Annotated in this window: 12 protein-coding genes; 2 read left to right on the top strand and 10 right to left on the bottom strand. The window is 62.6% G+C overall.

Annotation, left to right across the window (positions count from 1 at the left end):
* Positions 1-31: 31 nt before the first annotated feature.
* The 4 genes from QIW53_RS00505 to QIW53_RS00490 form a co-directional block, all read right to left on the bottom strand.
* Complete coding sequence (locus QIW53_RS00505) at positions 32-1,108, bottom strand: ABC transporter ATP-binding protein (protein WP_371047755.1); 1,077 nt, start codon at positions 1,106-1,108, stop codon at positions 32-34.
* Entirely contained in the window at positions 1,101-1,907 is an 807-nt protein-coding gene (locus QIW53_RS00500; protein WP_371047754.1) for an ABC transporter permease, read from the bottom strand. Before QIW53_RS00500 ends, QIW53_RS00505 begins: the two co-directional genes overlap by 8 nt.
* The gene (locus QIW53_RS00495) at positions 1,904-2,764 is read right to left on the bottom strand and encodes an ABC transporter permease (RefSeq protein ID WP_220556740.1); all 861 of its coding nucleotides are present in this window, start codon (positions 2,762-2,764) and stop codon (positions 1,904-1,906) included. The genes QIW53_RS00500 and QIW53_RS00495 overlap by 4 nt, the downstream gene beginning before the upstream one ends.
* Before the next feature lie 98 nt (positions 2,765-2,862).
* Positions 2,863-3,885: a polyamine ABC transporter substrate-binding protein gene (locus tag QIW53_RS00490; RefSeq protein WP_371047753.1), complete on the bottom strand. Its 1,023-nt coding sequence runs from the start codon at positions 3,883-3,885 to the stop codon at positions 2,863-2,865.
* A 228-nt stretch (positions 3,886-4,113) separates the two neighbouring features.
* Here QIW53_RS00490 and QIW53_RS00485 point away from each other — a divergent pair, with 228 nt between their 5' ends.
* Positions 4,114-5,046 (top strand): GntR family transcriptional regulator, encoded by a 933-nt coding sequence (locus tag QIW53_RS00485; protein ID WP_371047752.1) that lies wholly within the window; start codon positions 4,114-4,116, stop codon positions 5,044-5,046.
* A 92-nt stretch (positions 5,047-5,138) separates the two neighbouring features.
* Positions 5,139-6,434 (top strand): nucleotide disphospho-sugar-binding domain-containing protein, encoded by a 1,296-nt coding sequence (locus QIW53_RS00480; protein WP_371047751.1) that lies wholly within the window; start codon positions 5,139-5,141, stop codon positions 6,432-6,434.
* 191 nt (positions 6,435-6,625) lie between these two features.
* Here QIW53_RS00480 and QIW53_RS00475 read toward each other — a convergent pair whose 3' ends face one another.
* The 6 genes from QIW53_RS00475 to QIW53_RS00450 form a co-directional block, all read right to left on the bottom strand.
* A complete protein-coding gene (locus QIW53_RS00475) occupies positions 6,626-7,729 on the bottom strand; it encodes a hypothetical protein (protein ID WP_371047750.1) in 1,104 nt (367 codons plus the stop codon).
* Between the two features lie 10 nt (positions 7,730-7,739).
* The gene (locus tag QIW53_RS00470) at positions 7,740-8,891 is read right to left on the bottom strand and encodes a M24 family metallopeptidase (RefSeq protein WP_371047749.1); all 1,152 of its coding nucleotides are present in this window, start codon (positions 8,889-8,891) and stop codon (positions 7,740-7,742) included.
* Between the two features lie 66 nt (positions 8,892-8,957).
* Positions 8,958-9,812: an ABC transporter permease gene (locus tag QIW53_RS00465; RefSeq protein WP_371047748.1), complete on the bottom strand. Its 855-nt coding sequence runs from the start codon at positions 9,810-9,812 to the stop codon at positions 8,958-8,960.
* Positions 9,809-10,657, bottom strand: a complete 849-nt coding sequence (locus QIW53_RS00460) for an ABC transporter permease (protein WP_371047747.1) — start codon at positions 10,655-10,657, stop codon at positions 9,809-9,811. Before QIW53_RS00460 ends, QIW53_RS00465 begins: the two co-directional genes overlap by 4 nt.
* A gap of 1 nt (position 10,658) precedes the next feature.
* Positions 10,659-11,774: an ABC transporter substrate-binding protein gene (locus tag QIW53_RS00455; protein ID WP_371047746.1), complete on the bottom strand. Its 1,116-nt coding sequence runs from the start codon at positions 11,772-11,774 to the stop codon at positions 10,659-10,661.
* A 77-nt stretch (positions 11,775-11,851) separates the two neighbouring features.
* Positions 11,852-12,952: an ABC transporter ATP-binding protein gene (locus QIW53_RS00450; RefSeq protein ID WP_371047745.1), complete on the bottom strand. Its 1,101-nt coding sequence runs from the start codon at positions 12,950-12,952 to the stop codon at positions 11,852-11,854.
* Positions 12,953-12,967 lie beyond the last annotated feature (15 nt).

Here is a 12,967-nt window from a genome sequence, read left to right as displayed (position 1 = left end):
AGCGGTTCTCCTGCCTGGTCTTTTATATTTGTCAGCACGTCAGCACGCGGGCGTGGCGAGCCTGCCAGCCGAGCCGGACGTCCATTCCGATAGCAAAATGGGCAAATTCGAATTGCGAGGACGGCACCCGCACGATCAACGGCTTGTCGCTGAGCGGGGTCTGCACGTGCAGGTTGGTGTCGAGACCGTGATAGGCAATCTCGACTATCTGACCGCTGACCCGGTTGGCGCACACCTGCTCCTTGCCCAGCACCATCAGGCGCTCTGGGCGTACCACCACGGCGACCGCTTGCCCCTGCACCAGCGGGGCCTCGGTCTCGACATCCAGTTCCTGGCCATTGACGCGCACGCTGTGCACCCCGGAACGCACACCTTCGAGCAGGTTGCTGACGCCGATGAAGTTGGCGACGAATCGGCTGTTGGGGTTTTCGTACAGTTCGGCAGGGCTGCCGCACTGGCAGAGCTTGCCGCCATCGAGCACCGCCATGCGGTCCGACATCACCAGGGCCTCTTCCTGGTCGTGGGTGACGATGATGAAGGTGATGCCGCTCTCCAGTTGCAGGCGCTTGAGTTCAAGCTGCATCTTTTCCCGCAGTTTTTTGTCGAGCGCGCCCAATGGCTCATCCAGCAGCAACACCCGCGGGCGCTTGACCAGTGCCCGCGCCAGGGCGACACGCTGACGTTGGCCGCCGGAGAGCTGATCGGGCTTGCGCTCGGCCAGTTCACCGAGCTGCGCGGTGCAGAGCACCTCATCGACCCGGCGACGGATTTCCGCTTCCGGCAGGCGTTCCATTTCCAGCCCGTAGGCAATGTTCTTGCGCACGGTCATGTTGGGAAACAGCGCATAGGACTGGAACATCAGGTTCAGCGGACGCTTGTTGGCCGGCAGTGGCGAGATGTCCTTGCCGTCCAGATAGATGCAGCCGGCGCTCGGCGTTTCGAAACCGGCGAGCATGCGCAGCAAGGTGGTCTTGCCGCAGCCGGACGGCCCCAGCAACGCGAAAAACTCGTTCTCGCGGATGTTGAGTGACACCTCGTCAACCGCCAGGCCATTGCCATAAGACTTGCTGACCTTGTCCAGGATCAGTACCGCCGATGAGTTATTCATGGGTGCGAGGAGCCTTGTTGAGACGCTGCGAAGCCAGCAGCGCGGTGATGCTGACCAGCATCACCAGCGTCGCCAGGGCATTGATTTCCGGAGTGACGCCGAAACGGATCATGGCGTAGATCTGCATGGGCAACGTGGTCGAGGCCTGACCGGAACCGGAGTTGAAAAAGGCGATGATGAATTCGTCCACCGACAGGGTGAACGACAGCAGCCCGCCGGCCAGCACACCGGGGAAAATCGCCGGCAGCAGGACCCGGCGAAACGTGGTGAAGGCGCTTGCGCCGAGGTCGATCGAGGCTTCGAGGATCGAATAGTCGAAGTGCTTGAGCCGCGTGCGCACCACCGCGCAGACGAAAGCGATGTTGAACACGGCGTGGCTGATGATGATCGAGTGCAGGCCCAGGCCGACCTTGAGCAAGTTGAAGAAGCTCAAGAGCGCGATCGCCAGGACGATGTCGGGGATGATCATCGGCGCCATCAGCAAGGTGTCCACCACTTGCCCTTTGTCGCTGCCCTTGCGACGCAGTTCGATGCCCAGCGCCAGAAACGTGCCCAGCACGCAGGCAATGAAGGTCGCCGCCAGCGCCACGATCAGGGTGTTGAGGGCGGCCGACAGGATCGCCGAGTTGTGCGCCAGCGCCACGTACCATTTCAGCGAGACACCGCCCCAGGCCGTGGGCAATCCGGATTTGTTGAACGACAGCAGGATCAGCACCAGGATCGGCACATAAAGGAACGCGTACACCAGCCACAAATGCGTGTTGAGGGCGGTGCCGCTGATGGAACGAGGCTGACTCATGCCCTCCCCCCTTCTGCACGGCGAGCCACCAGGGCCTGGACGAACAAGAGGATCAGCATGATCGCGATCAGGAAGAAACTCAGCGCCGCACCGAACGGCCAGTCCCGCGCGGTGAGGAACTGCGAATAGATCAGGTTGCCGACCATCTGCACCTGTTTGCCGCCCAACAGGTCGGCGGTGATGAAGTTGCCGATGCTCAGCACGAAGACGAACACGGCACCGGCCGCGACACCGGGCACGCTCAGCGGCAGGATGATCCGGCGAAAGGTCATCCAGCCCGAGGCCCCGAGGTCTTTCGACGCATCCCAGAGCTCATTGTTGATGCGCGAAAGCGAGGAGAAAATCGCCAGGATGACAAACGGGATGTAGTTGTAGACCAGCCCCAGCACCACCGAGGCCTCGGTGTACAGCAGGTTGATCGGATCGCCGCTGTAGCCGAACAGTTGCAGCATGCGGTTGATCAGACCTTCGCGGTTGAGCAGCACGATCCAGGCATAAGTGCGGATCAGGTAGTTGCTCCAGAACGGCAGCATCACCAGAAACAGGAACACCGCCTGATGACGCCGGGGCGCACGGGCAATGGCGTAGGCCGCCGGGTAGCCGATCAGCACCGCGAACAGCGTCGCCAGCCCGGCGATCTTCGCCGACTTGAGCAGGATGCCGAGGTACAACGGGTCGAACGCGCGCTGGTAGTTTTCCCAGGTGAACAACCAGTCGATCCCGCCGTAAGCGCCGCGCTCGACGAAGCTGTAGACCAGCACCAGCACGCAGGGCACCACCAGGAAGATCAGCAGCCAGCCGAAGCCGGGCGCAAGCAGCCAGGCCGACAGACGCCTGTCAGCATGCAAAGCACTCATGAACCCTATCCTCCCGCCCCCGAACGAGGGCGGCTAGCGAGCGTGGCGAGGCATGCCGGGCATGCCCCGTGATCGACGTGGCTTACCTAAGGTGAGCGCTAGTTCTGCGCCGCCATGATTTCGGTGACCGCCCGGGTGTAGGCTTTTTGCGTGGCGCCGCCCAGGTCGCGCAACTGCTCCATCTTCAACAGTTCGTCGGGGGCGATGGTGAGGTTGGGGTATTGCTTGAGCAGGTCAGCGGACAAGCCGGCCATGGCGGTCTGGTTGGGGATTTTGTAGAGGATGTTTTCCGCGACCCAGACATGGTTTTCAGGGGCGAGCATGAAGTTGATGAACTGCAGCGCCTGCTCCTGATGTTTGGAGCTTTTGAGCACGACCATGGTGTCGACCCACAGGTCGGAACCTTCCTTGGGCACCACGAACTTGATCGCGGCATTGGCCTGGGTGCCGTAGTTGCACCAGCCATCCCAGGCGTGCGCCATCAGCGATTCGCCGGAAGCGAGTTTGGAGTAGAAGGTGGTGTCGTCGAAGGCGAGGATGCGTTTTTTGGTGGCGATCAACTGGTCACGCACGGCGGCGATCTGCTTGGGGTCGCTGTCGTTGACCGACCAGCCCTTGGCCAGGAACCCGGCGCCGAGCATCCAGCGGTCGGTGGCGAGCATGGTCACCTTGCCTTTGAGCGCATCACTGGGGTTGAGCAGTTCATTCCAGCTCACCGGTGCCGGGGTAACCTTGTCGGAGCGGTAGCAAATCCCGGTGGTGCCCCAGGTGTACGGCACCGAGAAATGGTTGCCGGGGTCGTATTCCAGCCTGGAAGCTTGCGGGTAGAGGTTTTTCAGGTTGGGGACTTTGACCGGATCGATGTCTGCCAGCAGCCCCTGCTTGTGCAGCACTTCGGCGAACGGGGAAGAGACGAAAACCACATCGTAACCTTCACCGCCAGACGCCATGAGCTTGCCCATGATCTCTTCGTTGGTCGCATGCAACGCCTTGTCGACGTCGACGCCACTGGCGGCCTTGAACTTGTCCAGCGCTTCCGGGGCCATGTAGCCGTCCCAGATGGAAATCACCATGTCCTTGGCGTTGGCGGTCTGTGCAGCGATCGCCAGGGAAACACTCAATCCCAGACACATTAGGCCTTTCAGCTTTCTCATAATACTCACCCGACGATTGATTATTCTTTTTTCGAAGGCAGTACGGCAAACAGAGAGAAACGATTGCATGTGTTTTTTTTTAGAAATTAGGACCACCATAGGCAGATGTCAACGCTTTTTTCCGGCCTGACGGTCGAGCGGCGCATGACATAAGATGGGCACCTGAGTCCAAAGCGACCGAAAGAGATAAGACGCTTGAGCACGACAGCCGAAAAAAAACCGCGCACCAACCACCTGGAACTGGCCCGGCGGATTCTGGAGCACACCCAGGAAAGCGGGCTGGTGGCGGGCGATCCAGTGGCCGAACAGGCCCTGGCGCGCACGTTCCAGGTATCGCGTACGCTGATCCGCGGCGCCCTGAAGGTGTTGCTGGAGGAAAACCTGCTCAGCCATGAAGCCGGCAAGGGCTATCGCCTGCTCGCCGCGCCGGCTGGCCAGTCCTTCAACGCCGCGCTGCCGCAGGCCGAGGAAGAAGAGCTGGCGACCTCAGTGCTGCGTGACCGCATGGCCGGGCGCCTCGGCGACAGCATCAGCATCAGCGAACTGATGCGCCGCTACAGCATCGGCCGACCCGCCGCCCAGAAAGCCCTGCAGCAACTCAGCGAAAGCCAGGCGATAGAGCGCGGCCCCGGCCAGTCCTGGCTGTTTCGCCCATCATTGAACAGCCCGGCGGCCCTTGAGGAGAGCCTGCGGTTCCGTCTGATTCTCGAGCCGCAAGCGTTGCTGGACGCCAACTTCAACGCCGACCCGCAACGCCTGGCCCTGCTGCGCAGCGCCATGCAAACCCTGCTTGCCAGCCCGGTCGAGCACTTCGACACCCAGCAGTTTCGCGAGCTGGACATCAGCTTTCACGAGTTGATTGGCCAGAGCTGCGGCAACCGCTTCATTGGCGACGCCCTGCTCCAGCATCAGAGCTTGCGGCGCCTGCCGAACCTGTTGCCAACAGTCAGCGTGCACCGCCTGCAAGAGGCACTGCGCGAACACCTGCAAATCATCGCGCAGATCGAACGAGGCCAGCTGGAAATCGCTGCCGACCTGTTGCGCCTGCACCTGCGGCTGAGCGCGGCCCAACGACCGCAAACCGCCAATCGCGGCATTCCTCAAGGCCACTTGTTCGCACGCCGCTGAATCGCTCAATAAACAAGATGATTTTTTTCAAAAAATAAGACAGCATCAAGTCATCTCGGGCACGGCGGGCCACCGCCACGGATTTCCTTGCCATGCACACACAAAAACTGATCGCCCTGTTTCCGGAAGCCAGTTTCGGCGCGGCCCTGAATTGCATCGGTATCGCCCAGTCCCTGCGTGAGCTGGGAGCACGACCGGTGTTCATCTGCCACGAACACTTCCAGGGCCTGTTCGCCGAATACGGTTTCGACGAGTACCCGATCCCGCAAGTCAGCCCGCTGTCGGCAGCGGAACACCAGCACTACTGGGAACGCTTCATCGAACGCAACATTCCCTATTTCGACCAGACCCCGCTGGCGCAGATCGACAGCTATGTGGCACCGGCCTGGGAAGCGATCATCGACACGGCCATCGAGGCGGAAAAGCCGCTGCAGCAGTTGCTCGGGCGCCTCAAACCGGACGCCATCGTCCTCGACAACGTGGTCATGTTCCCCGCCATCGCCAACGCGGGATGCCCGTGGGTGCGCATGGTGTCATGCGCCGAAACCGAACTGCCGGACGCCGCCGTTCCGCCCTACCTGTCGGGATGCCTGGCCAGCGACAGCCAGGCCCGGGAAACCTTCACCGAGCATTACCGCCGAGCGGTGACGCCGGCCCATGAACGTTTTGCACAGTTCCTCGCCAGCAACGGCACACCGCCCTGCCCGCCCGGCCAGTTCCTGGGCGACTCGCCGTGGCTCAACCTGCTGTTGTCGCCGACGCCGGTGCGTTATGCACGGCACACGCCCCTGGACCCGCAGCGTTATGTCTACCTCGACGGTTGCGTGCGGCGTGAAGCGCCTTACATCGTGCCGGACTTTCCCCGGCAGAACGACGCACCGCTGATCTACATCAGTTTCGGCAGCCTGGGGGCCGCTGACACCGGCATGATCAAGCGCCTGATCGGCACCATCGAACACCTGCCCTACCGATTCCTGATCAACGTTGGTGCCTACCGCGACGAGTACGCCACGGTTCCGGACAACGTCTACCTGGACAGCTGGTTCCCGCAGCCGGCGGTGCTCAAGGAATGCCAGCTGTTCATCCACCACGGCGGCAACAACAGCTTCTGCGAAGCGTTGTACTTCGGCTTGCCGTCGTTGATCATTCCCTACTGCTGGGACGGTCACGACAACGCGGCCCGCGCCGAGGAAGTCGGCGTCGGGCGCTACCTGCCGCGCTTTGCCGATCCGCTGTCAGCCTTGCCAGCCGCCCTCGAACAACTGCTGGCCGATCAACCGATGAAACAACGCCTGGCCTCATTCAGCCAGACCATGCAGGCCACGCGCGGTACGGATATCGCGGCACGGGCGATCATGGCGTTGCCTGGCAGGTCCTCCGGCGACTGAACCACTGCTATCGTCGGAACGCCGCCCGGAGCATGCTCGCTCCTACAGGGTTTGAATTCACTGAAGATCACTGTGGGAGCTGGCTTGCCAGCGATGCGGGTGGGTCAGCCAACAAGGATGGTGCAGCTGCCGGCCCCATCGCAGGCAAGCCGGCGCCGACAGAATCTGCGCCCCCCAAACAGCGCTGGCGATCAGAATGCCCAACCCACCCCGCGCAAGGCTTCCCCTAACGCCGCGACATCGGCATGACTGCGTTCCTCGAACGCGGGCATGTACGCCAGCGGGTCGGGCAAGGTCGACGCCTGGCCAAGGAAACCCTGGGCCGCCGCGTGCAGGCAGTAAGCGCTGTAGGCCGGGTTGTAGCCGCCTTCCTGAACGATCAGCAGCCGCCCTTCACAGTGCGCGTCGGCGAACTGGCGGGCCCGTTGTGCCAGGCGATTGAAGCCGTACATGGTCAACAGCTGCCGGCCGTTCGGGTCGAACTGCGAGGCGTCCAGGCCATTGGCGATGATCAGCAACTGCGGGGCAAACGCCGTCAACGTGGGCTCCACAAACTGCTCGAAGGCCAGTTCGTAGGTCAGGTCCCCGGAGCCCATCGGCAACGGAAGGTTCAGATTGCTGCCGACGCCCTCTCCTCGTCCTCGTTCTTCCACGCCACCGGTCTGCGGATGGCTCGGCCCCCAGGCGCCGTGATCCATGTGCATCGACACGGTGAGCACTGTGGGGTCGTGGTAGAACCCTTCCTGGGTCCCATTGCCGTGGTGCACGTCCCAATCGACGATGGCCACCCGCTCGATGCCCGCCCCCTGGGCCGCCCGCGCCGCCACCGCCACGTTGTTGAAAAAACAGTAACCGTCCGCCATCGCCGGCGCGGCATGGTGCCCCGGCGGACGCACCAGGGCCATGGCCGGCCGATGCTCGCGCAAGGTTTGCTCCAGCGCCGCCACACTGGTGCCGGCGGCGGCCAGCAGGCCAGCCAGCCCGCCGGCGTTGATCAGGGTCGTGCTGCTGAAGCGTCGGCCCTGCTGATCGGCTTCCCGGATGTCGTCACGGTAGGCCTCGGTGTGAAAACGCAGGATCTCCTCCCACGTGGCATGCCGGCCCGAGTGCCAGGCCAGGCTGCCCGCCACGGGGCCGTTGCACAGGATCGCCCGCATGTTGAGCAATCGCGGGCTGCTTTCGGGGTGCTGGGTCTGAGTGTCCAGCAGTTCGCTGGGCGGCGCCTCGAACACTCCGTAGCCGGTGTCGTGACGCAGCACATCGTCGTGCCAGAAAACGTCCATCAATGCAGACATGGCGTGCTCCTCAGTCGATGATCGTGAGCTCGGGCGCAATCTCCGACAGACTGCGCGAACCATCCGCTTCGCACAGCACCGTGTCGCCCAGCTTGAGTCCGAAACCTTCGGAATACAGCGACAGGTTCGGTTCGATGGAGAACGACATATTAGGCTGGAACACATGATCGTCGGCTTCATCGACCATCATTGCCTCCAGCCAGGTGGGCGGATACGCCAATCCAAGACTGTAGCCGATGCGGTGCACGCGGGTGCGCGACAGATCGATGCGGTCGAGGATCTTGTTGCACACCCGGTTCGCCTCGCCCACCGGCGTGCCCGGCTTCGCCACCTCGATGGCGGCGTTGAAGGCTTCGGTCAGCAGGGTCGAGACTTCACGCACCCGCGCCGTCGGCTTGCCGATGACCGCCGTGCGCATCAGGATCGCGTGGTAGCGGTTGCACACGCCGGCATGTTCGAGAATCACCACGTCGCCCGGGCTGATGGTGATGCGATGCGGCATGGCGTGGGTCATGGTGCTACGGCGCCCGGTCGCACACATCGGGCTGATGGCCGAGTACTCGCTGCCGGCCTCCCCCAGCGCCTTGGACACCACACCGGAGATTTCCACTTCTGACATGCCCGGACGCAAGGCTTCAAAGGCGGCGCGCATGCCGTAGTCGGCCATGCGCGCGGCGCTGCGCTGGTATTCGATTTCTTCGGCGGTCTTGATCAGGCGCTCTTCCGCCACCACCACCGAGGCATCCTCGAAATACGCGTTCGGCATGTGTTGCAGCAGCGTGGTGTATTGCAGGGGACTGAAGGTCGAGGCCTGCATTTCCAGGCCGATTCGTCCTTGGCTCAAGCCCAGCCCCTCGAGCGAATCGGCGACAATGCGCAGCGGGTCCTGCTTGGCGATGTCGTAGAAAATCCCCTCTTCCAGGCTCGACAGCTCGTAGGTGCAAGGCTCTTCACTGGTTCGGGTCAGGAAGATCGGATTGGCCAGCTTGGGCGAAATGATCAGCGCCTGATACCAGAGGAAACCCAGGCTGTCGAAGCCCGTCAGGTAGTTGATGTTGTCCGGGTAGTTGACCACCAGCGCGTCAAGACCACGCTCGCTCATTCGACGTTTGACCGCGTCGATGCGTTGACGATAAGTGCGCAGGGGAAATGCAGTCATCATGAGGTATCCCTCCTTAGGGAAAAGGTGCACGGGTGACGGGTGATTTACCGCAGTAAGGCGGGTCGGCTAGCGACCCGGTGTGTCAGCGTTCCTGCCATGCCGGTACAGACGCACCAACAGCACGACCAGGGTGATGAAAATCATCAGGGTGGAGACGGCGGCGACGGCCGGGTCCAGGTTGTAGCGCAAGCCATCCCAGATCCGCTTGGGCACGGTGATCACGTTGAGGCCGCTGGTGAACAGCGTGACCACCACTTCCTCCCAGGACATGATGAAGGCCATGAAAAAACTCCCGGCCATGCCCACGCGCACGTTGGGCATCAGCACCTGGCGCAGGGTCATCCACAAACCGGCCCCCATCGAGCGCGAGGCTTTGTACAGGCTGGTGTCGAGTCGGCTGTACGCCACCAGCATGGCGATCACCGAGTACGGCAGCGCCATCATCAAATGACCGAAGCCCACGCTCAGCAGGGTGTCGAGTTGCTGAACCCGCGCCCCCAGGTAATAGATCGACATGGCCGACACCACTTGCGGCACGATCATCGGCAGCAGCACCACGGTGGTGAGTGCGATACGGTAGCGCGGCTCCAGCCAGATGCCGGTGGCGAACAGCAGCGCCAGCGCGGTGCTGAGCACGCCCACGACAATCGCCAATCCCAGGCTGTGCAGGATCGAGCCCAGCCAGGCGCCGCTCAGCAGTTCCAGGTAGTGACGCAATGACCAGGCGCCGTCCGGAAACGCCAGGTAGCGCTGGTCGCCGAACGACAGCGGAACGATGACCAGGATCGGCAGCAGCAGGAACCCCGCCGCCAGCCACAAGCCGGCAAACGACAGCAGCCGGGCGAAATCGAAACGCAACTTGAATCGAGTGGCGGCCGGCGTCTGCGTCGCCGCCCGATCTACCGTTGGCAACGTGCTCATGCGGTCCTCCCGGTCAATCGTCCAAAACCCACCAGCTTGCCGAACACCACCGCACAAACCGCGACCATCAACATCAGGACAATGCTCAAGGCAGCGCCCAGGCCCCAGTTCGACAGCTGGAACATCTGGATGTAGATACTCTCGGCCAGCATCGCCGCCTTGCCCCCACCCAACAGCGCCGGCGTGACAAAACAGCCCAGGCTGAACACGAACACCGTCGCCGATGCCGCCGCCACGCCCGGGAGTGTCAGCGGGAAAAACACGTCCTTGAGCATCGCCCAGCGGGTGGCACCCAGGCTGCTCGCCGCCCGCAGCAAGCCGTCATCGATCTGGCGCATGGACGACAGCAACGGCAGCACGGCGTACGGCACCATGAAATGCACCATGCCGATCAGCGCCCCCAGCTCATTGCGCACCAGGGCCAACGGCTCATCGACGATCCCAAGGGTCAGCAGGCTCTGGTTGACCAGGCCGTCGTTGCGCAACAACACCAGCCAGGCAAACGCGCGAATCAACATCGACAACCAGAACGGCAACAGCACGAACAACTCGATGAACTGCCGTCCCCGTCCCGAGGCGAAACGCCAGCGGTAGGCAATCAGGTACGCAATGGCGACGCTGATCAGCGTCGTCAACAAACAGATGCGCAGGGTTCGCCAGATGATCGTGTGGATCGTCGCGCTGTCGAGGATGGTCGCGTAGTGCTGCACGCCAGGCTGCGGCAGGCTGAAGCTCCAGCCCAGCACACCCAGGGTCGGCAGCAGGTAGCCGACGAGGATGATCACCGGCAGCGGCAGGATCAGCAGTGCGTAGATGCGCAACGTACCTTGGGAACCGAGTCGCATGTCAGCCACCAATCAGCGCCAGGTAACGTTCGAGCGTCTCACCGTAGTGATCGGCGTACCACAGGTTGTTCATCGACACCTGCCTGCTCAGGTTTTCCGGCGCGGTCGGGTTGATGCGCTGCAACTCGGGCGAGAGCAAGGCGTTCGCCTTGGCATCCACCGGCCCCATGTTGTAGACCTCCATCAGCCTGGCCTGAACCTCCGGGCGCAGCGCATAGGCGATGAACTTCATGGCGTTGGCCGCGCCGGCGGGGTTGTTCTTGGGCACCATCCACACCGACGGCGCGACGATGGCGTTGTCGAACGTCCAGTCGATGGCACCCCCGGTGTCGTGTTTGATCAGCTCGGCGCGGGTGTGCCACACCTGGCCCATGCTCGCCTCGCCGTCGCGCAACAGTTGCTGCGACTCGGCACCGGTGGACCAGTGCGTGACCACGTGCGGCATCAATTCTTCGATCTTGCGCAGGGCACGGTCGACGTCCAGCGGGTAGAGCTTGTCCGGCGCGACACCATCGGCCAGCAAGGCGCACTCCAGGTTGGCGCTCATCCATTTGTAGAGCGTGCGTTTGCCGGGGTACTTCTTCACGTCCCAGAAATCCGCCCAGCTTTTTGGCGGGTTCTTGCCAAAGCGTTTGGCGTCGAAGGCGATCACGTAGCTGTAGGTGTAGTTCGCCAGGCCGAATTCATGGATGTCGCCGTAGCCGATCAGCGACTTGTCGACAATCGAGTAATCGATCGGCGCCAGCACGCCCTCCTTGCCCAGGCGGTACGAGGAATACATTTCACCGTCGCACACGTCCCAGCGCACGGCGCCGCTGTTGACCTGGGTTTTCACCGCGCCCTCGGTGGGCCCGCTGCCATCGACCTTCAACTGCAGACCGCTGGCGGCGTTGAAACCCTGATAACTCTTCTCGAAAGCGGGGACTGCGTCGCCGCCCCAATTGGACACCACCAGCGATCCGCCTGCGGCGAATGCACTGCGCAGCGGGCCGAGCCCGGCCATGGCGGCCGCGACCATCAAGGCCTGGTTGAAACCGCGACGACTGAGCGTGCCGGCTTCGAACTTTTCCCGGGCGATGTCCATCGTGTCGTCGATAAAGCGCTGTTTGTCTTTCATCCTCGAAACCCCATGCAATAGTTGGTGGGCAGGTGATCGAACCAGTTTTTTATTGGGTGTATTGCCAGATATTGTTGTCAGGCCGAAATCAGGTGGCCATGGTGCCGTGACCAGGCGCACCAATAGGGTTGGCCGCGCTCCAGGGTGCTCAACATCGGGTGGCTGACCGGAATGCGCAGTGCCATCGGTTGCGCATCTTCAAGGCGCATGTCGACGCTGACATGGGTGCCCAGGTACGTCAGTTTTTCCATCCGGGCCACCACGCCGTTGCCGCCGCCGGCCTGGGTGAACGGTTGCAGATCGACATGTTCGGGACGGATCGCCAGAAAGTGCTGGCCGGCGTTGCTGACTGCCACCGGGTCGGCGCCACGGGTGACCACCAGCGCCCGTCCCTGGTAGTCACAGACCAGTGTGTCTTCATGGCGGCGGATACCCTGCACGCCGAGCAGGTTGGTATCACCGAGGAAGTTGGCCACGAACCGGCTGGCCGGACGCTCGTAGACTTCCTGCGGTGTGCCCAGTTGCTCCAGTCGCCCGTGATTGAACACGGCAACGCGGTCCGACAGCGCCAGGGCTTCTTCCTGGTCGTGGGTGACGAACACGAACGTGGTGCCGAACTCCTTGTGCATGCGCGCCAGCTCGACCTGCATCTCCTGACGCAGGCGCCGGTCGAGGGCGGACAATGGTTCGTCGAGCAGCAGCAAGGAAGGCTCGAACACCAACGCCCTGGCGAGCGCCACGCGCTGCTGTTGTCCGCCGGAAAGCTGTTTGATACCGCGATTGCCTTTACCCTCCAGGCCGACCCTTTCCAGCATCTGCCCGACTTTCTCGGTGATCTGCGCGGCGGGCATTTTTCGCACCCTCAGCGGGTAGGCAATGTTCTGTGCCACGGTCATGTGTGGAAACAACGCATAGCCCTGGAACACCACGCCGAAATCGCGCTGGTCGGCCGGCAGGTGTGTGATGTCCTGGCCATTGCGTTCGATGCGGCCCTCGGTGGGTTGCTCGAACCCGGCAAGCATCATCAGGGTGGTGCTTTTCCCGGAGCCGGATGGCCCGAGAAGGGTCAGGAATTCGCCGCGCTTGATGTGCAGGGTCAGGTCGCTCAACGCACGGGTTTCACCGTAGGACTTGCCCAGCCGTAACAGGTCGACAAAATGCTCTTGCTGAACCGACATCGAACATCCCTCTCG

The sequence above is a fragment of the Pseudomonas fluorescens genome (assembly GCF_041354075.1).
Taxonomy (GTDB): Bacteria; Pseudomonadota; Gammaproteobacteria; order Pseudomonadales; family Pseudomonadaceae; genus Aquipseudomonas; species Aquipseudomonas fluorescens_CE.
This window is presented reverse-complemented; position numbering and strand designations above follow the sequence as displayed.

What these genes read in the sequence shown, in the direction of transcription:
- QIW53_RS00505 (WP_371047755.1), bottom strand. Translation starts at nt 1,108, where the DNA reads ATGAATAACTCATCGGCGGTACTGATCCTGGACAAGGTCAGCAAGTCT.
- QIW53_RS00500 (WP_371047754.1), bottom strand. Translation starts at nt 1,907, where the DNA reads ATGAGTCAGCCTCGTTCCATCAGCGGCACCGCCCTCAACACGCATTTG.
- QIW53_RS00495 (WP_220556740.1), bottom strand. Translation starts at nt 2,764, where the DNA reads ATGAGTGCTTTGCATGCTGACAGGCGTCTGTCGGCCTGGCTGCTTGCG.
- QIW53_RS00480 (WP_371047751.1), top strand. Translation starts at nt 5,139, where the DNA reads ATGCACACACAAAAACTGATCGCCCTGTTTCCGGAAGCCAGTTTCGGC.
- QIW53_RS00475 (WP_371047750.1), bottom strand. Translation starts at nt 7,729, where the DNA reads ATGTCTGCATTGATGGACGTTTTCTGGCACGACGATGTGCTGCGTCAC.
- QIW53_RS00470 (WP_371047749.1), bottom strand. Translation starts at nt 8,891, where the DNA reads ATGATGACTGCATTTCCCCTGCGCACTTATCGTCAACGCATCGACGCG.
- QIW53_RS00465 (WP_371047748.1), bottom strand. Translation starts at nt 9,812, where the DNA reads ATGAGCACGTTGCCAACGGTAGATCGGGCGGCGACGCAGACGCCGGCC.
- QIW53_RS00460 (WP_371047747.1), bottom strand. Translation starts at nt 10,657, where the DNA reads ATGCGACTCGGTTCCCAAGGTACGTTGCGCATCTACGCACTGCTGATC.
- QIW53_RS00455 (WP_371047746.1), bottom strand. Translation starts at nt 11,774, where the DNA reads ATGAAAGACAAACAGCGCTTTATCGACGACACGATGGACATCGCCCGG.
- QIW53_RS00450 (WP_371047745.1), bottom strand. Translation starts at nt 12,952, where the DNA reads ATGTCGGTTCAGCAAGAGCATTTTGTCGACCTGTTACGGCTGGGCAAG.